Below are 23,432 nucleotides of genomic sequence, written 5' to 3' on the forward strand. Positions count from 1 at the left end.
GTCACTACTCCAAATCCGAGTCGAATGCTGATTCGAACTCTTCGATCTCGTTCTGTGTCAGGCCTATAAGGCCCACGTCATGCGGGGTGAGACCGCCGGCGTCGGGCCGCTGCGCCCAGGCCGCGAGACCGCCCAGAGCGCTGATCCAGAGGTCGGCGAGCGCGGCCGTCTCCGCTTCGGTGAGCACATCGCCGGCCCAGGTGAAGGTGACGCTCAGGACCGACCCGTCCGCGGTCTCCGAGGTGCCCGCGTTGAGCTCGAGCACGTGCGGCAGCGGAGTGGACGGGTCCTCGCCCGGCGGACGGGGCAGACCATCGGCCACCGCCCAGTCGACGGTCTCGGCGGTGACGAAGCGGCCCAGGTAATTGAAGCCGAGGTCGGCCTCGCCGAGCCCGGCCAGCGCGCTGCGGGTGGCCGGGTTCAGGTGGCGCAGCAGGCCGTAGCCGATGCCCTTGTCGGGGACCGCCAGCAGCTGTTCCTTGACCGCCTTGAGCAGGGCGCCCGCGGCGGGTCCGCCGGCCAGCGCGGCGGCGGTGTCGAAGCCGCGCGGGTCCAGGGCGACCGGGTGCATCGCGGTCAGCCAGCCGATGGTCCGGGACAGGTCGATGCCGCCGCCCGGGCCGCCGGTGCGGCCGTGCCCCTCCAGGTCGATCACCACCGGGCCGTCCCCGCGCCACCGCGCCACCGCCACCGTGAGCGCGGTGAGCAGCACGTCGTCCACGCCCGCGCCGACCGCGGCCGGCACGGTGGTGAGCAGGGTCCGGGTGAGCTCCGAGGGGACGGTACGGGTCAGCCGCCCGGCCGTGGCGTAGGTGTCGGCCCGGCTCAGCGGACGCCGGCCGATTCCGCGCCGGTCGCCGGAGAGCACCCCGGTCCAGTGCGTGAGCTCGGCGGTCCGGGACGGACTGATGGCCTCCGCGGCCAGCGCGTGCGACCAGCGGCGCAGCGAGGCCGGCACCGGGGCCAGCGACACCTCCCGACCGGCCTGCACGGCCTGCCACGCCTCCAGCAGGTCGGGCATCAGGATCCGCCAGGAGACGCCGTCCACGGCGAGGTGGTTCACCGCCAGGACCAGCACGCCGGGCCGGTCAGCCCGGTCCAGCCAGGCAACCTGCAGCATCACCCCGTCGGCGGGGCGCAGCCTGCCGACCGCGGCACGGCCCTCCCGGTCGACGGCGGCGGACAGCTCGTCGTCGTCCAGGCCGGAGGCGTCGACGCGGTGTACGCACCCCTCGGCCCGCACCGAGCCCGGATCGGGCACCTCGCAGCGCCAGGTGGTGGCGTCCCCCGGATCGACGGCGTCCACCCGCATCCGCAGGCTGTCGTGCCGGTCCAGGACCGCCTGCAGCAGAGCGTGCAGGGTGGCCAGGTCGAGTCCGGCCGGCGACCGCACCAGCGTGGACTGGTTGAACGCCTCCAGCGGCGCGGCCCGGTCGGCGAGCCAGTGCATCATCGGCGACGGCACGACGTCGCCGACGCCGACATCCGGGGTGTCCGGCTCGCCGTCGTCCGTGCCGGCCACCGTGGCCAGATCGGCGACAGTGCGATGCCGGAACACGTCGGCCGCGGTGATCCGCAGCCCGGCCCGGGTGGCCCGGCTGACCAGCTGGATGGCCATGATGCTGTCGCCACCGAGGTCGAAGAACGCGTCGTCGGGGCCGACCTCGGGGAGCCGGAGCACCTCGGCGAAGAGCTCGGTGAGGATCCGCTCGACCGAGGAGCGCGGCGCCCGGGCCGTCTCGCCAGTGGTGAACACCGGTGCCGGCAGTGCCCGCCGGTCGACCTTACCGAGCCCGGTGAGCGGCAGTTCCGGCAACTCGACCAGGACCGGTACGGCGTAGTCGGGCAGGACCGCGCGCAGGTGCTCCCGGGCCCGTTCGGTGTCGTAGCCGTCGACCGGGACGACGTACGCGACCAGGCGCTTCTCACCCGGCCGGTCCTCGCGCAGCAGGACGGTCGAGGTGCCGACACCACCGGCACCGGCCACCGCGGCCTCCACCTCACCCAGCTCGATCCGGAACCCGCGCAGCTTCACCTGGTCGTCGATGCGGCCGACGAAGTCGATCTGTTCGTCGCGGGTCCATCGGGCCAGGTCGCCGGTGCGGTACATCCGGGCGCCGGGCGCGCCGTACGGGTCGACCACGAACCGTTCCGCGGTGAAACCGGGCCGGTCCCAGTAACCGCGGGCCAGGCCGTCCCCGGCCAGATAGAGCTCACCGGTGGTGCCGGGCGGCACCAGCCGCAGGCGGTCGTCGAGCACGTAGTGGCGCAGGTTGTCCAGGGAACGGCCGATCGGCACGGTGGTCGCCCACTCCCGCTCGGTCTCCGGATCGGCCCGGTAGACCAGCGCGAACACGGTCGTCTCGGTCGGGCCGTAGCCGTTGACGATGCGGCAGCCGGGCGCGTGCTTGTGCAGCCGCCGGACCGAGCCCGGGGTGGTCACGTCGCCGCCGGCGCTGAGCTGGCGGACCCGGCGGAACGCCTCCGGCGCCTCCTGCGCCATGACGCGGACCAGTCCGGACGTCATGAACAGCGAGGTGATGTCGTTGCCCTCGATCAGCTCGCGCAGGGCCGCGACGTCCAGGTCACCGGGCGGGGCGACGACCACGCAGCCGCCGCGCAGCAGCGGCACCCAGAGTTCCAGGACCGAGCCGTCCCAGGCGTGTGGCGAGTGCAGCGGCACCCGGTCCAGCACGTCGTCCCAGAGCCGGTCACCGGCCAGGGTGGCGACATCGCACTGCTGGACGGCCACCCCCTTGGGCTCCCCGGTCGAGCCGGAGGTGAACATGACGTACGCCAGCTGCAGCGGCGCCACCACCACACCGGTCGGGCTCGCGTCGCCACCGGTCCAGCCGGTCTCGTCGATCGTCATCACCGCCGCCGCGACGCCCAGGCTCTCCGCCCGGGCCCGGCCGGGCCGGTCGGTGACCAGCAGCGGGGCCTCCACCTGCCGGTCGAGCAGCGCGGCGAGCCGGTCATCCGGGTAGGTGGGGCTGAGCGGCACGTAGACGCCACCGGCCTTGAGGATCGCCAGCAGGGTCACGATCAGGTCGAGGGAGCGTTCCATCAGCACACCGACCCGGGTCTCCGTGGTCACGCCGCAGGCGATCAGGCGGTGGGCGAGGCGATTCGTGGCGGCGTCGAGCTCGGCGTACGTGAGGACCCGCTCGCCGAACCGCACGGCGGGCATCGCCGGCGTGGCCCGGACCTGTGCGGCGAAGAGGTCCGGGATCGACCCGCTCAAGGTCGGCTGCCCGGTGTCCAGCAGGCCGACCAGCAACCGGTCGCGCTCGCCGCCGACAAGCGTCTCCAGGCCGGAGATCGCCGCGTCGGGCCGGCGGGTCGCCTGCTCGAGGACACCGAGGAAGCGCTGCGTCAGCGTCTCGACGGTCGTGACGTCGAAGAGGTCGGCGCTGTACTCGACCGCACCGGTCTCACCGACCAGGGTGACCATCAGGTCGAACTTGACGTGCTGCGGCCCGACGTGATCGGTGGTGACGACGAGGCCGGGCAGCTCGGCGACCGCTTCGGCGGCCTCGGCTCCCGCGGTGTCCACCGTCAGAACGGTCTGGACGAGCGGGTGGCGTCCGGTGACCCGGGCCGGGCGCAGCGCCTCGACGAGCCGCTCGAACGGGACGTCCTGATGCTCGTACGCGGCAAGATCGGTCTCCCGGACCCGGCCGACCAACTCGGCGAAACTCGGATCACCGGAGACGTCGGTCCGCAACACCAACGTGTTGACGAAGAACCCGACCACCTCGGCCAGCGCCTCGTCCACCCGACCGGCCACCGGCGTACCGATCGGCACGTCAGCCCCGGCTCCCAGCCGCGACAACGTCACCGCCAGCGCCGCCTGCACCACCATGAACGGCGTGGCGCCGAGCCGGGCGGCCAGGCCGGCGATCCGGTCGTGCACCCCGGCCGGCAGGGTGAACGTGCTCCTTCCGGCCCGCTGCGGCCCGTCGAGCGGCCGGGATCGGTCGACCGGCAGGGCCAGCTCGTCCGGCAGCCCGGCCAGCGCCGACCGCCAGTAGTCGAGCTGCTCCTCCTCGTCGCCGGCGACCGCTCGCTGCCAGAGCGCGTAGTCGGCGTACTGCACCGTCAGCGCCGCCCACCCGGGCGCCCGGCCGGCCAGCCGCGCGGTGTACGCGGTCACCAGGTCCCGGGCCAGCACCGGCATGGACGCGCCGTCGCCGGCGATGTGGTGCACCACCACGAGCAGCTGGTGGTCGCGCTCCCCAGCCCGCCCCAACCGGGCCCGGATCGGCAGGTCGGTGGTCAGGTCGAACGGCTCGGCCGCCGCCTCCCGCAGGGCCGCGACGGGCACCACTGGCAGCGCGGGCCGGGCCGCTTCGGCCGGCACCACCACCTGGTAGGCGTCGTCGCCGGAGCCGGCCACCAGGGTGCGCAGGCTCTCGTGGCGGGACACCACGTCGGCGAGGGCCGCGGTCAGGGCGGCGACGTCGAGGTCGCCGCCCAGGCGCAGCAGCACCGGAATGTTATAGGTGGCGTCCGGGCCGCCCAGCTCGTGCATCAGCCACAGCCGCCGCTGCGCGGCGGAGAGCGGCAGCCGGTCCGGGCGCTCGGCCGGGGTGACCGGCGGCCGGGTGGTCCGGGCCGCGCCGCCCAGCACGGCGTCCAGGCCGGCCACGGTCGGCTCCTCGAACAGTTGCCGCACGCTGACCTCGACGCCGAGGACGGCCCGGATCCGGGCGACCAGGCGGGTGGCCGACAGCGAGTGCCCGCCGAGGGCGAAGAAGTCGTCCTCGGCCCCGACCGAGGGCACGCCGAGGATCTCGGCGAACGCCTCGGCGAGCAGCCGCTCGCGCGGCGTGCGGGGTTCGCGGCGGGTCGCGGTGGAGACGTGCACCGGCGCCGGCAGCGCCCGCCGGTCGAGCTTGCCGTTGGAGGTGAGCGGGATGGCGCTCAGCTCCACGAAGGCGGAGGGGACCATGTAGTCCGGCAGCGCCTCGCCGAGAGCGTGCCGCAGCTGGTCCGTGTCGCACTCGCCGACCAGGTAGGCGACCAGGCGCTGGTCGCCGGGCTGGTCCTCGCGGACGACGACTACGGCTTGGGCGACACCGGGCTGGGCGGCCAGCACCGTCTGGATCTCGCCGAGCTCGATCCGGAAACCGCGGATCTTCACCTGGTCGTCGATCCGGCCGAGATACTCCAGCGTGCCGTCGGCCCGCCAGCGGGCCAGGTCGCCGGTGCGGTACATCCGGGTGCCGGGGGCACCGAACGGGTCGGCGACGAACCGGATCGCGGACAGGCCCGGGCGGTTGAGGTATCCGCGGGCCAGGCCGGCGCCGGAGACGTACATCTCGCCGGCGACCCCGGCCGGCACCGGCTGCAGCCCCTCGTCGAGGACGTACATGCCGAGGTCCGGGATGCCGACGCCGATCAGGCTGGCCGCCTGCTCGGCCGCGGTGCGCTCGGTCAGCGGCTGGTAGGTCACGTGGACCGTGGTCTCCGTGATGCCGTACATGTTGACCAGTACCGGCGCGTCGTCCGCGTGCCGTTCGTACCAGCCGGAGAGACGGCCGAGGTCGAGCGCCTCCCCACCGAAGATCACGTAGCGCAGCGCGAGATCGGCGCCGCCGACCTCCCGGTCAGCCTGCATCAGCTGGTAGAAGGCGGACGGGGTCTGGTTGAGCACGGTGACCCGTTCCCGGCTGAGCAGGTCGAGGAAGTCCGCCGGGCTCCGGCTGGTGTCGTACGGAACCACGACGAGGCGGCCGCCGTGCAGCAGCGGGCCCCACAGCTCCCAGACCGAGAAGTCGAACGCGTACGAGTGGAACAGCGTCCAGGTGTGCGTCTCGTCGAAGCCGAACCAGTGCGCGGTCTGCCGGAACAGCCGCAGCACGTTGGCGTGGGTGACCGCCACGCCCTTGGGGGTGCCGGTGGAGCCGGAGGTGTAGATGACGTACGCCGGGTGTTCGGCGGCCGGCTCAGTCACCGGCGGGGTGTCCGGCAGCCCGGTCAGGTCCACGTCGTCGAGCAGCACCCACCGCACGTCCCCGGCGTCGATGCGGGACCGAACGCCGGCGGTGCCGACGATCAGCGCCGGCTGCGCGTCGGCCAGCATGAACGCAATGCGGTCGGCCGGGTAACCGGGGTCGATCGGCAGGTAGGCGGCGCCGGACTTGAGCACCGCCAGGATGGCGACGACCAGCTCGGTACGGCGCGGCAGGGCCAGCGCGACAAAGCGCTCGGGGCCGGCCCCGTGCCGGGCGAACAGGTGGGCCAGCCGGTTCGCGGCGGCGTCCAGTTCCGCGTACGTCAACTCGCCGTCCTCGCCGGTCACCGCGACCGCGTCCGGGTGCCGTCGCGCCGCCGCCTCGAACTCGCGCACCAGGTTCCGCTGGGCGCCGGCCGGGACCGGCTGTTCCGGGGCGGGCCGGCTCCACGATCCGAGGATGCAAGCACGCTCCTGCGCGTCGAGCAGGTCGATGCGGCTGATCGGCTCCTCGGGGCGGGTCAGGGCCGCGTCCAAGACCCGGATCAGCCGGGCGGCGAGCCGGGCGGCGGTGTCCGGGTCGAACATCTCGGCGCTGTACTCCAGGACCCCGGCCACCTCCCCGGCGTCGCCTGCGGTGAGGTGGAAGACCAGGTCGAACTTGGCGGTCCGCAGATCGACGGTCACCGGCGTGACGGCCAGGCCGGGCATCGCGCCGAGGGCGGCGAGCGCGGCCGGCTGCCCGTCACTCCAGTCGAGAACGGTCTGGACGAGCGGGTGGCGTCCGGTGACCCGGGCCGGGCGCAGCGCCTCGACGAGCCGCTCGAACGGGACGTCCTGATGCTCGTACGCGGCAAGATCGGTCTCCCGGACCCGGCCGACCAACTCGGCGAAACTCGGATCACCGGAGACGTCGGTCCGCAACACCAACGTGTTGACGAAGAACCCGACCACCTCGGCTAGCGCCTCGTCCACCCGACCGGCCACCGGCGTACCGATCGGCACGTCAGCCCCGGCTCCCAGCCGCGACAACGTCACCGCCAGCGCCGCCTGCACCACCATGAACGGCGTGGCCCGCAGCGCCCGTGCGGCGCCACGCAGCCGCTCGTGCAGGTCGGCGGGGAGGGTGAACTCGGCCCGGCCACCTCGGCCGGCGCTGCCGGACGGGCGCGGCCGGTCGACCGGCAGGGCCAGCTCGTCTGGCAGCCCGGCCAGCGCCGACCGCCAGTAGTCAAGCTGGTCGTCGGCTTCACTGGTCATCTCCAGCTGCCAGAGCACGTAGTCGGCGTACTGGACCGGCAGCGGCGCCCAGTCTGGCTCACCGCCGCGGGTGCGGCCGGTGTAGGCGGTGGCCAGGTCGGCGGCGAGCGGCTGGACCGAGCCGGCGTCACCGGCCACGTGGTGCAACAGCAGGAGCAGGACGTGCTCCCGGTCGCCGGTCCGGAACAGCGAGACCCGCAGCGGCGTCTCGGCGGACAGGTCGAACCGGTACGCGGCGGCCTCGGCGAGCACGGCCGGAAGGTCGGCCGGGCTCACCTCGCCCGTCTCGAACGGCGTCGGCCGGTCCACGAGGATCTGGTACGGCCCGTCGGTGTCGTCGGCCAGCACGGTCCGCAGCGTCTCGTGCCGCTCGACCAGGTCGGTCACCGCCTGACGCAGCGCGGCGACGTCGAGGTCGCCGTGCAGGCGCAGGGCGGCGGCGATGTTGTAGGCCGGGCTGGGGCCCTCCATCTGGTGCAGGAACCAGAGGCGACGCTGGGCCGCGGAGAGCGGCAGCCGGTCCGGCCGGGTCCGCAGGCGGACCGGGGCCGGCCGGTCGCGGCGCCGTCCAGTAGGGTCGCGATCCCGGACGCGGTCGGCGTCTCGAAGAGCTGCCGGACGGTGACCTCGACGCCGAACAGCACCCGGATCCGGGCGACCAGCCGGGTGGCGGTCAGCGAGTGGCCGCCGAGCGCGAAGAAACTCTCGTCGGGTCCGACTCGCGGCACGCCGAGCACCTCGGCGAAGGCGTCGCAGAGCAGCGCCTCGCGCGGGGTGGCCGGTTCCCGGCCGGTGCCGGCCGGGCCGGCCAGCACCGGCGAGGGCAACGCCTTCCGGTCCACCTTGCCGTTCGGGGTGACGGGGAGCTGGTCGAGGACCATCACCACGGCCGGGACCATGTAGTCGGGAACGCCGGCGGCGACGTGCTCGTGTACGGCCGCCGGTTCGGCCGTGCCGGTCACGTAACCGACCAGGTGCCGGTCGCCGAGCCGGTCCTCGCGCACCACCGCGACTGCGGCGGTCACCCCGGGATGCCCGGCCATCAGGGCCTCGACCTCACCCAGCTCGATCCGGTGGCCACGCAGCTTCACCTGGTCGTCGCTGCGCCCGCGGAACTCCAGCTCGCCGTGGCCGGTCCAGACCGCCACGTCGCCGGTGCGGTACATCCGGGCGCCGGGCGGACCGGCCGGGTCGGCGACGAACCTCTCCGAGGTCAGCGCGGAGCGGCCGTGGTAGCCACGGGCCAGGCCGTGGCCGGAGACGTAAAGGTCACCGACCACGCCGGGCGGCACCGGCTGCAGGTGCGGGTCGAGCAGGTAGACCCGGGCGTTGACGATCGGCCCGCCGATGGTCGGCGTGTCCGGGCCGGCCAGCGGCGTGCTCATGGTGGCGCAGACCGTCGTCTCGGTCGGCCCGTACGCGTTGATCATGCGACGGCCGGACGACCACTGGGCGACGATGCCGCCCGGGCAGTGCTCACCGGCCACCGCGAGCGAACGGACGCCGGGCAGCGAGTCCGGGTCCAGCTCGGCCAGGAGCACCGGTGGCAGGGTGACGTGACTGACCCGCTGGGCGGTGATCAGGTCGACCAGGGGTGCCTTCGGCAGCAGCCGGGCCTTCGGCGCGACCACCAGGCAGGCTCCGGAGAGGAGCGTGACGGCCACCTCGGAGACGGCGGCGTCGAAGCTGGGCGAGGCGAACTGCAGCACCCGGCTGTCCGGCCGCACGTCGAATCGCTCGCGTTGCGCCTCGACCAGGGAGTCGATGCCGCGATGCGAGACCACCACGCCCTTCGGGCGCCCCGTGGAGCCGGAGGTGTAGATGACGTACGCAGGATGATCGGCTCGCAGGCCGGGCTCGGTCCACGGGGCGGAACTCGCGTCCAGGCCCGCGATGCTCTTCTCGGTGATCACCACATCCGGCGCCGCGTCCCGCAGGATGTAGGCGATCCGCTCGGCCGGGTACTCCGGGTCGACCGGCACGAATGCCGCCCCGGCCAGGACCACCGCGTGCATGGCGGTGATCAGCTCGATCGACCGCGGCAGCAGGACGGCCACCCGGCGCTCGGGGCCGGCGCCGGCTGCTGCCAGCGCTCCGGCCCAGGCCGTGGCGCGCCCGGCCAGTTCACCGAAGGTGACCTCGACGCCCTCGAAGGCCAGCGCCGGGGCGTCCGGCGTCCGGCGGGCCTGGGCCAGGAACTCCACCGGCCACAGTCCGGTGGCCTCCGGGACCGGCCGGCCCTGCTGGCGGGGATCGTCCCGCCCGACCAGGCCGACCGCGCCGACCGGCGTCTCCGGGGCCAGGGCGACGACGTCGAGCAGTTCGCCAAGCCAGCGGGCGACCAGAGCGGCCCGCTCGGCCGGCACCACGTCCGGCCGGTGGTGCAGGCGGAGGTCAAGTCCGCCACCGAGCCGGGGCGCGGCCTCCAGCGCGAGGGCGTAGTGCGGCGCCGAGTGGTGGGCGATGTCGCCGATCTCCAGGCCGGCGCCGCGGGCGTACGCCCGGATCGCCTCCGGGTCGAACGGGTAGTTCTCGAACACCATGGCCGTGTCGAACAGCTCGTCGGCCCCGGCCGCCCGCTGGATCTCGGCCAGGCCGAGGTGCTGGTGCTCCAGCAGGGTGACCTGCTCGCGCTGCAGCCGGCGGGCGAACGCGGCGAGGCTCTCCCCGGCGTCGAGGCGGGCACGCAGCGGCAGGGTGTTGATGAACAGGCCGACCATCTCGTCCACGCCGGGCAGCTCCGGCGGGCGACCGGCCACCGTCATACCGGTGACCACGTCGTCCCGGCCGGTGAGCCGGGCCAGCAGCAGCAGCCAGACGGTCTGCAGCACGGTGCCGGGGGTGACGCCCAGGGCGCGCGAGGTGACGTCCAGCGGGACCGGCCCGGCGTAGGAGACGTCGATGCGGGCCGGTTCGGCGACGCCGGGCGCGGCGGCGACGAGCGTCGGATCCTCGAGCCCGTCGAGGGCGGTGCGCCAGGCGGCCAGGGCGGCGGGCCGGTCCCGCCCGGCCAACCAGGCGAGCTGAATCGCGTACGGCCGCGGCGCCGCCAGCGGTTCACCGCGGTAGAGGGCGAGCAGCTCGCGCACGATGATCGGCACCGACCAGCCGTCGCGTACCGCGTGGTGACCGGTGATCGCCAGCCGCCACCGCCCCTGCGCCAGACTGATCAGCGTGAATCGGATCAGCGGCGGCCGGCCCAGGTCGAAGCGCCGGTCCCGTTCGGCGGCCAGCACCGCGTCCGGTGAGCCGGTGTGCACGCTGAAGTCCAGCGGCGGGTCGGCCAGCACGACCTGCACCGTGGTGCCCTTGACGGTGAGCCGAAATCCGGAGCGCAGGGCGGTGTGCCGCCGCACCACCTCGGTCGCGGCCGTCCGCAGCCGCGCCACGTCCAGGTCCCCGTCGATATCGGCGACGAGCTGGGTGAGGTACGGGTCGCGCTCCCCCTCCTGGTGGGCGCTGTGGAAGACCAGGCCCTCCTGCAGCGGGGCGAGCGGTAGCAGCGCCGCGACGTCGCCCGCCGCCTCCAGCTCGTCGATCTCCGCCTGGGTCAGCCGGACGAGCAGGTCGGATGGGGTGTGCCCGGCCCGCGGCGGGGCCGCGGCGAGCGCCCGGAGCGCGGTGAACCACAGGTCGGCGAGTCGTTCCATCCGCTCGTCGTCGAGCGCCGCGCCGGCCCAGGTCCAGGTCGCGACGAGTTCGGGGCCGTCCGGGCCCTCGTGGGTGGCGGCGTTCAGCTCGACCAGGTGCCCGAGGGCGCGTTCCGGGTCGTCGGGCGCGCCCGGATGCGCATCCAGGGCGAACTCTCCGGCCTCGCCGGTGGTGAGCCGGCCCAGGTAGTTGAAGGCGAGCCCGGGGTGGCCGCGATCAGCGAACTCCGGCGCGGTGACCGGGTCGAGGTAACGCGTGACCCCGTACGCGAGATCTTGTTCCCCGGCCGCCCGCAGCTGCTCCTTGACCGTCTTGAGTAGGCCGTGGCCGCCGCGGCCGGCGAGCACGTCGGTGGCCCGGGCCGCGCCCAGCCGCAGCCGGACCGGCTGCACACCGGTGAACCAGCCGACCGTACGGGACAGGTCGGTGCCCGGCACCAGCCAGTCGGCACGGCCATGGCGCTCGGTGTCGACCAGCACGCCGTCGTCGTCGCCGCGCCAGGCCGAGACCGCCACGGCCAGGGCGGTCAGCAGCACGTCGTCGACGTCGCCGTGCACCGCGGCCGGGATCGTGGTGAGCAGGGGCAGAGTCGTGGCGGTGGACAGCCGGCGGGTAAGCCGACCGGCGCCGGCCACGGTGCCGGGGTCGGTGCGGCCCGGGTCGACGGCGAGCCCGGGCTCGTCGTCGAGCAGTGCCAGCCACGGCGCGGCGCCCACGGCCGGCAGCCGCGTCGAGCGCGCCGCCCAGGTCCGGAACGAGGTGGACGCCGGGTCGAGCGGGGCGTCCGGGTCCCGCCAGGCCGCCGCCAGGTCGGGCAGGAGGATCCGCCAGGACACGCCGTCGACGGCCAGGTGGTGAACGACCAGCAGCAGTCGTCCCGGAGCGTTGCCGGCGTCGAACCAGACGGCCCGGACGATCACTCCGGATGCCGGGTCCAGCTCGTCGCGGGCGATTTCACCGGCCGCAGTCAGCTCCGCGTCGGCGCCCGGGCCAGCGATCCGGCGCAGGCAGGTGGTGGCGTCCACCGAGCCGGGCGGGGTGATCTCCAGTTCGGTGTCGTCGAGCAGCCGCAGCCGCAGCGCGTGGTGGTGGTCGAGCACGGCCTGCAGGGCGGCGGTCAGCCGGGCCGCGTCGGTCGGCGGGACGGTCACCACGACGGATTGGTGGTAGCGACTGGTCCGGCCCCCGCGTTCGGCCAGCCGCCGCATGATCGGGGTGGCCGGCATCCGCCCGAAGGCGGCGGCGACCGGCTCGGTGAAGGGGGCGGCCGCCTCCGCGGCGACGGCGAGCAGGGCGGCCGCCGTACGGTGCTCGAACACCTGCCGGGCGGTGAAGTGCAGACCGGCCGTGCGAGCCCGACCGACCAGCTGCATCGACATGATGCTGTCCCCACCCAGGGTGAAGAAGTCCTGGTCGGGTCCGACGTCGTCGCGTCCGAGGACCTCGCCGATCAGCCGGCACAGGCGCTGCTCGCCGGGGGTGGCCGGGGCTCGCCCGGACGCCGCCGCGGTGAAGTCGGGCGCCGGCAGGGCGGCCCGGTCGACCTTGCCGTTCGCGGTGGTCGGCAGGTTGGTGAGGGAGACCAGCGCCGACGGTACGAAGTGCTCCGGCAGGGTGGCACGCAGGGCGGCCCGGACGGTGTCGTGCTCGGCGACCCCCACCAGGTAGCCCACCAGCCGGCCGTCGCGGACGGCGGCGACCGCGCGGGTCACGCCGGGCTGACGGCCGAGCGCCGCCTCGATCTCCCCGAGCTCGATCCGGTGTCCACGGATCTTGATCTGCTCGTCCGAGCGACCGAGGTAGACCAGGAGTCCCTCCGGCGTCCAGCGGACCAGGTCGCCGGTGCGGTACATCCGGGTGCCGGGCGCGTCGTACGGGCTGGGTACGAACCGCTCGGCGGTGGCGCGCGGCGCGTTCAAGTAGCCGCGGGCCACCCCGGCGCCGGCCACGTACAGTTCGCCGACAGCGCCGACCGGGACCGGGCACAGGCCACTGTCCAGCACGTACGCGCGGGTGTGGGCGAACGGGCGGCCGATCGGCAGCGGCCCGGGCGGCAGCTGTTCGCCCGGTTCCACCCGGTGGTCGATGCAGTTCACCGTGGTCTCGGTCGGGCCATACGAGTTGATCACTGTGACGTCCGGGTGAGCCTCCCGCCACTCGTGCAGCCCTTCGGCGGTGAGCTGCTCGCCACCGAGCATCAGCAGCCCGGTGGGCGACACGTCGATCCGCTGGTTGACCAGGACCGGCAGGTGGCTCGGGGTGCCCTTGAGGAAGGTCGGCCGCTCGGCCGCGTCGGCGAGCTCGTCGAGCTGCACGCAGCCACCGGTCACCAGCGGGCCGAACAGCCCGGTGACGGTCAGGTCGAAGGCCGGTGAGGAGTGCACCAGGCTGGTACCGCCGACCTCCGGGTACGCCTCGCGGATGCGCAGCAGGTGCGCGGCGAGCGCGTCGTGCGGCACCACCACGCCCTTCGGCACGCCGGTCGAGCCGGACGTGAAGATGACGTAGGCGGCCTGCTCGGGGCCCGGATTCGGGGCCGGGACGGCCGTCGAGCCGGTGGCCAGGCCGGGCAGGTCCGCGGGGCGGATCACCAGGGCCGGGCGGGCCTCGGTGAGGATCCGGTCGATGCGGTCGGCCGGATAGTCCGGGTCGAGGGGCAGATACGCGGCACCCGCGTGGTGCACCGCCAGGAGCGTCGCGACCAAGTCGATGCCGCGCGGCAGCAGGACCGCGACCAGCGACTCCGGTCCGGCGCCGCGGGCCTGAAGTCCGGCCGCCAGTTCCCGGACCCGGGCGTCGAGCTGCCGGTAGGTGAGCACGGCGCCGCCGGAACCGACCGCGGGACGGTCCGGGCCAGCCGCGACCTGCTCGGCAAAGAGCTGCGGCAGGCTGGTGCGGGGCCGCTCCGGAAGGGTGCCGTTCCAGCGGGTCAGCACCCGGTCGCGGTCCTCGTCGCTGATCAGGTCGAGCCGGCCGACGGCGCGGTCCGGCGCCGAACTGAAGGCGCGCAGGGCCCGCAGGAACAGCTCGGTGACGCGGGCCGCGGTGTCCCGGTCGATCTGCGCGGACTGGTGGTGCAGCCGGAACCGGAGCCGCTCGCCGGGCATCGCCATCAGGCCGAGCGCGTAGTGGCTGGCGTCGGTGACCCGGGCGTCGATCAGGCGCAGCCCGGTGGTGGCGGCCAGGTCGTCGAGGGCGTCCTGCTCGAACGGGAAGTTCTCGAAGATGACTGCGGTATCGAAGAGCTCGCCGAGCCTGCGGTCACGCTGAATGGTGGTGAGCGCGACGTGCTGGTGGTCCAGCAGCCTGGCCTGCTCCCCGGCCAGGCGACCGAGCAGGGCGGTGACCGGCTCGGCCGGGTCCAGGCGGACGGCGAACGGCACCGTGTTGATGAAGAGGCCGACCATGTCCTCGGCACCGGCCAGATCGGCCGGCCGCCCGGCGACGGTGATGCCGAAGACCACGTCGTCACGGCCGGTCAGCCGGCTCAGGGCGAGCGCCCACGCCGCCTGCACCAGGGTGTTGAGCGGAACCCGGGCCTCGTGCGCGGCCCGGACCAGTGCCCGCGTCTCGGCCGCCGTCAGCTCGCGGTCCAGGCGGATCGGCTCGCTGTCGGCCGCCGCGGGGGTGCCGGTCCCGAGCAGCGTCGGCCGCTCCACGCCGGCCAGGGCCCGCTGCCACACCCGGGCCGAGCCTTCGTCCCGGGTGGCCAGCCAGTCGAGGTAATCGCGGTAGGGCCGGCGGACCGGCAGTTCGGTGGCGCCGCCGTACAGCTGGAGAAGCTCCCGGACCAGAATCGGCAGGGACCAGCCGTCGGCCACGAGGTGGTGCAGGGTGAGGACGATCGCCCGCTCGGCCAGACCGACCCGGATCAGCGGCGGGTTCGCCAGATCGAACCGCTCGGCCCGATCGTGGTCGAGGAACGCGTCCAGGTCGGTGATCTCGCTCCACGGCAGGGCGGCCGACTCGTGCACCACCTGGGCCGGCTCGGGCAGCCCGGTGGAGACGAACCCGGTGCGCAGCACGGGGTGCCGGTCCAGCAGCGACGAGCAGGCGGCTCGCAGCCGCGCCGCGTCGATCAGCCCGGCGACGTGCAGCACGATCTGGATCAGGTACGGGTCACGCGTACCGCCGTCGTAGGAGCTGTGGAATAGCAGCCCCTGCTGGATCGGCGCGAGCGGCAGCACGTCGGCGACCCCGGGCCGGGCCAGCAGCTCGGCGTGCTCGGCGCGCGGGGCGGCCACCGCGGGTGACTCCGGCGCCGTCCCGCGGTCACGGGTGACCGAGGCCAGCGCGGCCACCGTACGGCGCTCGAAGACGTCTCGGATGGCGAACGTGACACCCCGGACCCGGGCCCGGCTGAGCAGCCGGAAGCAGAGCACACTGTCCCCGCCGAGCGCGAAGAAGTCATCGTCGACACCGACCCGCGGCAGACCGAGCACCTCGGCGTAAAGGTCGCAGAGCAGCTGCTCGCGCGGGTTGTGCGGGGCACGCCCGGCCGATTCGGCCCGCTGCGGCGGGGCGGGCAGCGCCCGCTTGTCGACCTTGCGGTTCGGGGTCAGCGGGATCTCGTCGAGCGGCACCACCACCGCGGGCACCATGTACTCCGGGAGGGTGGCCGCGGCGTGCTCGCGCAGCGCGTCCGGATCGATCGCCGCGTGGGCGCCCACGACGTAGGCGACGAGCTTGCGGTCACCGGCCCGGTCCTCGCGGACCACCGCGACCGCGCGGACCACGACCGGGTGGGTCGCCAGCGCGGCCGCCACCTCGCCCAGCTCGATCCGGAAGCCACGCAGCTTGACCTGGTCGTCGACCCGGCCGAGGAAGTCCAGGCGGCCGTCGGGACGACGCTGGACCAGGTCTCCGGTGCGGTACATGCGAGCGCCGGGCGGGTCGTCCGGCGCGGCGACGAACCTCTCCGCGGTGAGCCCGGCCCGGCCGTGGTAGCCGCGGGCCAACCCGTCCCCGCCGAGGTAGAGCTCGCCCGGGACGCCGGGCGGGACCGGGCGCAGCGCGGTGTCGAGCACCCGGGCGACGGTGTTGAGAACCGGCGTGCCGATGTCCGGCCGGTGGTCGGTGACGACGCCGACGGTCGACCAGACGGTGGTCTCGGTCGGGCCGTACATGTTGAGCACCACGTCAGCCGCGCCGGCCAGCACGGCCGCCAGGTCCGGCGGCAGCGCCTCGCCCCCGACCAGGACCCGCAGCCCCTGCAGCGTTGCCGGGTCCTCCTCGGCCACGGCCCGCCACAGGTTGGGGGTGGCCTGCACGAGCAGGGCCGATCCGGAGCGGCGGGGCCGGCGCAGGGCGGCGCAGAGCGCGACCGGGTCGGTCACGACGTCGCGCGGGGCGAGGACGACGGTGGCGCCGACGAGCAGCGGCAGGAACAGTTCGAGGACCGCGATGTCGAACCCGACGGTGGTGACCGCGAGCAGGTAGTCGCCGGCGGCCAGGCTGGTCCGGTCGATCATCGCGATCAGGAAGTTGTCCATCGCCGCGCGCGGGACGACCACGCCCTTCGGCTTCCCGGTCGAGCCGGAGGTGTAGATCATGTACGCTGCGGCTCCGCCGGGCACGTCGACCCGCACCGGGGCGGTGCCGGTGACCGTGGTGTCCTCGACGTAGAGGCGGGTGACCGGGTGGTCCAGCTCGACCGTACGGTCGGTCAACAGCAGGACCGGCCCGGCATCGGCGAGCATGTAGTCGGCGCGGTCGGCCGGGAACCCGGTGTCGATCGGGACGTAGGCGGCGCCGCAGCGCAGCACCGCCAGCACCGACACCAGCAGGTCGGCCGTGCGGGGCAGGGCGATCGCGACGAACTCACCGGGCTCGACGCCGGCCGCCACCAGGCGCGCGGCCAGCGCGTCGGCACGGTCGTGGAGTTCCCGGTAGGTGAGCGTCGCGTCCGTGGCGACCAGCGCGATCCCGTCCGGGGTCCGTCGGGCCTGCTCGGCGAACCACTGCACGGTGTCGCCGGCCGGCAGCTCCCCGGCCGGTCCGGCGAGCGCGGCCGGGCCGCTCTCGAGCGCGACCGCGCCGAGGGTTCGGGTGGGGTCGTCGGCGACGGCCCGCAGCAGGGTAAGCAGCCAGTCCAGCGCGTGGCCGGCCAGCAGTCCGGTGACCGGCTGGTAGTCCAGGCGCAGACGCAGCTCGTCGCCGGGGAAGGCGTACAGGGCGAGCGGGTAGTGCGTGGCGTCGTCCACGCCGGCGTCAAGAATCCGCAGGTCGTGACCGGCGGCCGCCACCGCGGCGGGATCGGCCGGGAAGTTCTCGAAGATCAGGATGGTGTCGAACAGGTCGGCGCCGCCGGAGGTGGCCCGCTGCACGTCGATCAGCGGCAGGTACTGGTGCTCCAACAGGTCCGACTGCCGGTCCTGGATGTCCCGGGCCAGGCTTTCCAGGGTGTGCTCCGGCCCGACGACGGCGCGCAACGGCACCGTGTTGATGAACAGGCCGGCCATCTCCTCGACGCCGATCAGCTCGGCCGGGCGGCCCGCGACAGTAACGCCGACGACGACGTCGCTCCGGCCAGTGAGCCGGCCGACTACGGCCGCCCAGGCCGTCCGCACGAACGCGTTCACGGTGACGCCGGCGGCCCGAGCGCGGGCGGCCAGGCGGGCGGTCTGCGCGGCGTCCAGGGCGGCGGTCAGCCGCTCCGGGCGCCGCGGGGTGTGCGGCGCGGCGACCCGGGTCGGCTCGGCGCCGGCCAGCGCGGTCGTCCACGCCTGCAGCGAGGACCGCCGATCCCGGCCGGCCAGCCACGCCAGGTAGTCCCGGTAGGGCCGCGGGCCGGCTGCGGGAAGTTCCCCGTGGTACGCCTGGAGCAACTCGCGCAGCAGCACCGGCACCGACCAGCCGTCGAGGACCATGTGGTGACAGGTGATCGTCAGTCGACGACCGCCCTCCGGCAGCGCCTCCAGAGCGGCTCGCAGCAGCGGCGCGACGGTCACGTCGATCGGCCCGCCCGGCTCGTCGTCCCAGGGCACCCCCGGAGCGGTGTGCACGGCCAGCACGGGCCGGCTCAAACCCTCATGGCGTACGGCCGAGCGCAGGACCGGATGCCGGGCGAGGACTGCGGCCAGCGCCCGGCGCAGCGCGGCCGGATCGACGTCGCCGGCCAAGTCGAGGTGGATCCGCATCACGTAGACGTCGTCCTCGGCGTACGCGCTGCGGGCCAGTAGCCCCTCCTGCAGCGGCGTCAGCGGCAGCACCTCCGCGACGCCCGGCTCGGCCAGAACCGCTTCCAGTTCGCCGGCCGGCAGCGGCGCGGGCAGCTCGGTCTCCGCGGTGTGCACCGCGGTGCAGACGCCGACCAGCCGAGCCACCGTACGCAGCCGGAACAGCTGCCGGATGGGCACGTCCACGCCGGCCCGGCGAGCGGCGGCGACCACCCGGGTGGCGAGCAGGGAGTGCCCGCCGAGGGCGAAGAAGTCGTCGTCGATGCCGACCAGGCCACTCTCCAGCACCTCGGCGAAGATCCGGCAGAGGAGCGCCTCCAACTCGGTACGCGGCGCCCGGCTACCGGCCGTCCCGGTGCGCACGGGCGCGGGCAGGGCGCGCCGGTCGAGCTTGCCGTTCGGGGTCAGCGGCAGTACGTCGAGGGCCACGATCGCCGCCGGGACCATGTATTCGGGCAGCCGGTCAGCGATGTGGCGGGTCAGGTCCGCGTCGGTGCCGACCACGTAGGCGACGACCCGCTTGTCGCCGGGCGAGTCCTCGCGCACGATCACGGCGGCGCGCTCCACGGCCGGGTGCGCGGCGAGCACGGCTTCGATCTCGCCGAGCTCGATCCGGTGACCGCGGACCTTGACCTGGTGGTCGACGCGGGAGACGAAGAACAACCGGCCGTCGTCGCCGACCCGCACCAGGTCGCCGGTGCGGTAGAGGCGGCCGGTTCCGTAGGGGTTGGCCACGAACCGCTCGGCGGTCAGCCCCGGCCGGCCCAGGTAGCCGCGGCCCACGTTGCCGCCGCCGATGTAGAGCTCGCCGGCGTGGCCGGGCGGCACCGGTTGCAGGGCCGCGTCGAGCACGTGGACCTGGGTGTTGAGGATCGGCTTCCCCAGGTCGACGGTGCTGCCCCGGACCGCGCCGGCGGTGGCCCAGACGGTGGTCTCCGTCGGGCCGTAGACGTTCGTAACATCGCCTGCCGCGGCGAACAGCCGGGCGGCCAGGTCGTCGGGCAGCGCCTCGCCGCCGGCCAGCACGCGTAGCCTGGCCAGGTCGTCGCCGCCGCCGGCCAGGAACATGTCCCACAGGCTCGGCGTGGCCTGCATGACGGTCACCCGCTCCCGGGCGATAAGGGCACGCAGTTCGCCGGTGTCGAGGACCTGGTCACGAGTGGCGATGGCGGTCGAGGCACCCGACAGCAGCGGCAGGAACAGCTCCAGTACGGCGATATCGAAGCTGATCGTGGTGAGCGCCAGGACCACGTCGGCGCCGGCCAGCGGGAAGCGGACGACCATCGCCTGCAGGAAGTTGGCCAGGTTGGACCGGCTGATCGCGACGCCCTTGGGCCGGCCGGTGGAGCCGGAGGTGTAGATGACGTAGGCGAGGCTCTCCGGCGTCTGCGGCACGCCCGGGCTCCCGGCCGGGTCGGCCGGCACGTCGGACAGCAGCATCACCGGGGTGTCACCGGCTGACGCGGGGCAGGTCGCGTCGTCGGTCAGCAGCAGGGCCGGTCGGGCGTCGGCCAGCACCCCGGCGATCCGGTCGGCCGGGTGCTCCGGATCGAGCGGCAGGTAGGCAGCGCCCGTCTTGAGCACGCCGAGCAGGGCGGCCAGCAGGTCGGCGGACCGAGGCAGGGCGACCGCCACCAGACGCTCCGGGCCGGCGCCGTGCCGCATCAGGGCGTGCGCGATCCGGTTGGCCCGCTCGTCGAGGGCGGCATAGGTCAGGGCCTGCTCACCACGAACCGCAAGGGCGTCAGGGGTGGCCGCCACCTGCCGCTCGAAGCGTTCGACCAGGCCGGCCGGCACCGGGCCGCCCGGGCCACGGCCGAGCCGGAGCAGAACGGTACGGGTGTCGTCGTCGAGCAGATCGGCCGTGCCGATGGGCGCGTCCGGCCGGGCGGCCAGCGAGGCGAGCAGGGTGAGGAAGCGGCGCTGGTGCGCCATCACGTCGGTGTAGCGGTAGGAGCGCGGGTTGCCTGCGAACTCCAGCTGCACGTCGTCCGACGCCGGGTCGCCGAAGCTCTGCAGCATCAGGTCGTTGACCGGCCCGTTGGCCAGCTGAACGCCGGTCGCCACGGTGTCGCCGAAGCTAACCCGGGCGCCGAACGCCATCGCGTTGACGAGCAGGCCGTACAGGGTGCCGGTGGTGCCGGCCCGGCGCAGCTCGGTGTGCATCTCCTCACGGCGGAACCGCTGTGCGCGTAGCGCCTCGCCGAGACGCTCGCGGACCTGGCTCACCACCTCGGCGAAGCTGTCCTGAGCGGTGACCGTCAGCCGCAGCGACACGTCGTTGGCGAGCATGGCCGGGGTGCGCAGCGCGGCCGGGGTGCGGCGGGCGGCGACCGGCAGGCCGATCACGATGTCCGACTCGGAGAGCAGACGGTGCTGGTAGACGGCGGTCGCGGCGGTCATGACGACCGGCCAGCGCTCGACCGCGCTGAGTGCGGCGACCAGGGGTCCGTCGAGCGTGGTCCGGCTGCGCAGGGCGTCCGACGCCGGGGCCGCGGAACGCTCGGCGAGGGCCTGGCCGGCGGTCTCCTCCGCGTACCGGTCCAGCCAGTACCGCCGATCCCGGTGATACTGGTCCGACCCCGGATAGGCGGCCTCCTCGCCGGTGACGGTGCCGAGGCCGTCCCACTTGGGCTCGCCGGCGCCGGCGCCGGACGCCAGCGCCGTGTAGATCTCGGCGAGCCGAGCTACGTACTGGCTCTGTCCGTAGCCGTCCAGCAGGATGTGGTGGTACCGCAGGTAGAACACCCAGCGGGTGTCGCCGAGGCGCAGCAGCGCGTGGTGGAAGAGTGGGCCGGTGGTCAGGTCGGCCGCGGTCGCCCGGTCGTTATCCATCCATTCGATCGCCGCGGAGGCCGGGTCCGGCTCATCTCGCAGATCTAGCACGTCTAGGCCGGCCTCGACCCGTGGGCGGATCAGCTGGTGCACCTCGCCGTCGTCGCCGAAGACCGCGCGCAGCGCCTCGGCCTCCCCGACCGCCCGGTCGACCGCAGCGGCCAGCAGCCGCTCGTCGATCGGCCCGTCGCCGTCGTAGCGCGCGGCGCACTGATACATCGGGCTGTCCGGCTGGAGCCGCTGACCCACCCAGACGCCGAGCTGGGCAGCGGTGACGGGCAGCCGGACGGCTTGCAGGCTGGGGACCTCGGTGACTGCCAATCGACTCACGCTCCATGGGAGGGTTCACGGCTACTCCGCAGAAGCTCGGCCGTCGCACTACCCGGGGCCTATATGGCCGCCACATAGAGCAGGCATAGACGCTCACCTCAGCGTCGGCCGAAACCCGTCCGATGTCTGTGAGGTTTCGTTGCCTGCGACCATCGATATCGTCTGCCCGGCCTTCAACCGATCCGTGGCCATCAAGAACACCATCGATAGCGTCGTGGCGCAGAACATGACGGATTGGCGGCTGCTTGTCGTTTCGGACGGCAGCACCGACGACACCGACGAGGTGGTCCTCTCCTACGCCGACTCCCGCGTGCGGTTGATCCGCACCGAGCGGCATGGCCACCCCGGCGGGCCCCGCAACATCGGCCTGGCCGCGGCGGCCGCCCCGTACATCGCCTATCTGGACAGTGACGACCGCTGGCTGCCGGACCATCTGGCGGTGCTGCGCCGGGAGTTCCACCGTGGCGCGCGGCTGGTGGTCACCGCCAGCATCGGGATGAACGGCCAGGACGAGGAGCAGTACCGCTCCGACCTGCTGAACCACGTGTGGCACCCGGATCTGCAGCTGCTCTGGGCGCTGTACGAGCCGTCCCGCGTCGGGCACGTACGCGGGCTGGCCGAGGCGGCCGGCGGCTGGACCACCGAGCACACCGGCATGGAGGACTGGGATCTCTGGCTGCGGATGGCCGACCAGGGCGAACGCTTTACCACGGTGTCCGACCGGACGGTACTGATGTACCTGTCCGACTCGTCCCGACGCAAGACCATGGACGTCCGGCACCGCATCAAGCTGGGCCGCACCACCGAACCGGAGGCGCTGCTGGCCCGGGTCCGCACCCCGGAGATCCAGCACGAGCTGCGGGCCGCGTTCGCGAAGCAGATGCTGCGCTTCTACGAGTCCAAGGCGCAGGCCGGCGAGTTGGTCTTCCCCGCCGAGGTCTCGGCCGGTGCGGTGCTGGCCCGGGTGACCGAGTTCGTCCGCGAACCGGCGACACCGATGTACCGCGAGCTCAGCATCGACCCGGATGGCACCGTTTACCTGCCGCTCCAGGTCAGCAGCGCCAGCCACGCCGCACGACTGCAAACCTTCCTGCGGGTCCACGACAGCGGCCGGCGCCGCATCGTGCGCCGCCTGATCGACGGAGGCAACCGATGACCGGCACCAGTCCGCTGCGCAGCCCGATCGCGCCCGCCGTCGCCTCGTCCGACTTCCGCGCCACCCTCGGTCACTACTGCACCGGCGTCGCGGTGATCGCCGGCTACCACCAGGGCCCGGCCGGTTTCGCCTGCCAGTCCTTCGCCGCGCTCTCCCTGGACCCGCCGCTGGTGACATTCTCGGTGGCCAACACCTCGCGCAGCTGGCCGCGAATCGCCCGCTCGGGCGCGTTCTGCGCCAGCATCCTCGGCGGGCACCAGATCGACACGTGCCGCACCTTCGGCACCCCCGAGGCCGACAAGTTCGGCACCACCGACTGGGCCCTGGCCACCATCACAGGCTCGCCCCGGCTCACCGACGCCATAGCCTGGATCGACTGCGAGGTGACCAACGTCCTGCCCGGCGGCGACCACACCATCGTCATCGGCCGGGTGGTCGCCCTGGACTACACCGGCAGCGACGACCCGCTGGTCTACTACCGCGGCCGCTTCCATACCGACGTCACCCGATGATCCTGTGGCCCGAGCGAAGCGTGGGCGATACAGCCGGCCTGAACCGCCCTCGGCGGCCCGAGTAGACCGAAGCGGGCAGCGCCCAGCACCAACACGACCCGGTACACCAACTTCGAGGGCGTCGTGCAGTCTGCTGGACTCAAGATCGCCGGATCCTGTCGCTGGCGGTACCGCTGCCCCACGGCACGCCTTGCCTCCGGCCTTCGACGAGAGTCACCACCAGCTCCCGTGTTGGCCGCCGCCCCGCCGGTGGGTGGACCGTCGGAAGTCACAGGTGGCGCGCGCCGGTCGACGGGCCCGTACCGGCAGGTGGGTCGGCGTCGGTGGAGAGGTGACTCCATCGAAAGGGCCCGGTCATGGCGAGGTCAGGTGTGATCTTCAAACGGTGTGGGTGCCGAGACGACCAGCGGCGGAGATGGGAGCAGTCTGCCCCCGACTGGGCGATCGTGGCCACGGCACCTGGTACTTCCACTGCTCGGCGAGGAACCCGCCACGCCCGCGACGAATGGTTGACCGCCACGAAGGCGGACCGGACGGCACAGGGCTGGACG

General features: G+C 73.8%; 4 protein-coding genes. 2 read left to right on the forward strand and 2 right to left on the reverse strand.

The genetic code is table 11. The features are described from left to right. Positions 1-4: 4 nt before the first annotated feature. Both J7462_RS09390 and J7462_RS09395 read right to left on the reverse strand, forming a co-directional pair. Positions 5-7,690 (reverse strand): non-ribosomal peptide synthetase, encoded by a 7,686-nt coding sequence (locus J7462_RS09390; RefSeq protein WP_219463561.1) that lies wholly within the window; start codon positions 7,688-7,690, stop codon positions 5-7. After that, complete coding sequence (locus J7462_RS09395; RefSeq protein WP_219463564.1) at positions 7,603-21,204, reverse strand: non-ribosomal peptide synthetase; 13,602 nt, start codon at positions 21,202-21,204, stop codon at positions 7,603-7,605. The genes J7462_RS09390 and J7462_RS09395 overlap by 88 nt, the downstream gene beginning before the upstream one ends. Between J7462_RS09395 and J7462_RS09400 the strand changes: the two genes are divergently transcribed. Beyond that, a complete protein-coding gene (locus tag J7462_RS09400) occupies positions 21,194-22,369 on the forward strand; it encodes a glycosyltransferase family 2 protein (protein WP_308290843.1) in 1,176 nt (391 codons plus the stop codon). The genes J7462_RS09395 and J7462_RS09400 overlap by 11 nt on opposite strands. Then, on the forward strand, positions 22,366-22,881 hold the full coding sequence (locus J7462_RS09405; RefSeq protein WP_219463566.1) for a flavin reductase family protein: 516 nt from the start codon (positions 22,366-22,368) through the stop codon (positions 22,879-22,881). The genes J7462_RS09400 and J7462_RS09405 overlap by 4 nt, the downstream gene beginning before the upstream one ends. The last annotated feature ends 551 nt before the right edge of the window (positions 22,882-23,432 follow it).

The organism is Micromonospora sp. RL09-050-HVF-A (assembly GCF_019374995.1).
Taxonomy (GTDB): domain Bacteria; phylum Actinomycetota; class Actinomycetes; order Mycobacteriales; family Micromonosporaceae; genus Micromonospora; species Micromonospora antibiotica.

Excerpts from the sequence above, each read along its gene's own strand:
- J7462_RS09390 (WP_219463561.1), bottom strand. The coding sequence starts at position 7,690 with ATGGAGGGCCCCAGCCCGGCCTACAACATCGCCGCCGCCCTGCGCCTG.
- J7462_RS09405 (WP_219463566.1), top strand. The coding sequence starts at position 22,366 with ATGACCGGCACCAGTCCGCTGCGCAGCCCGATCGCGCCCGCCGTCGCC.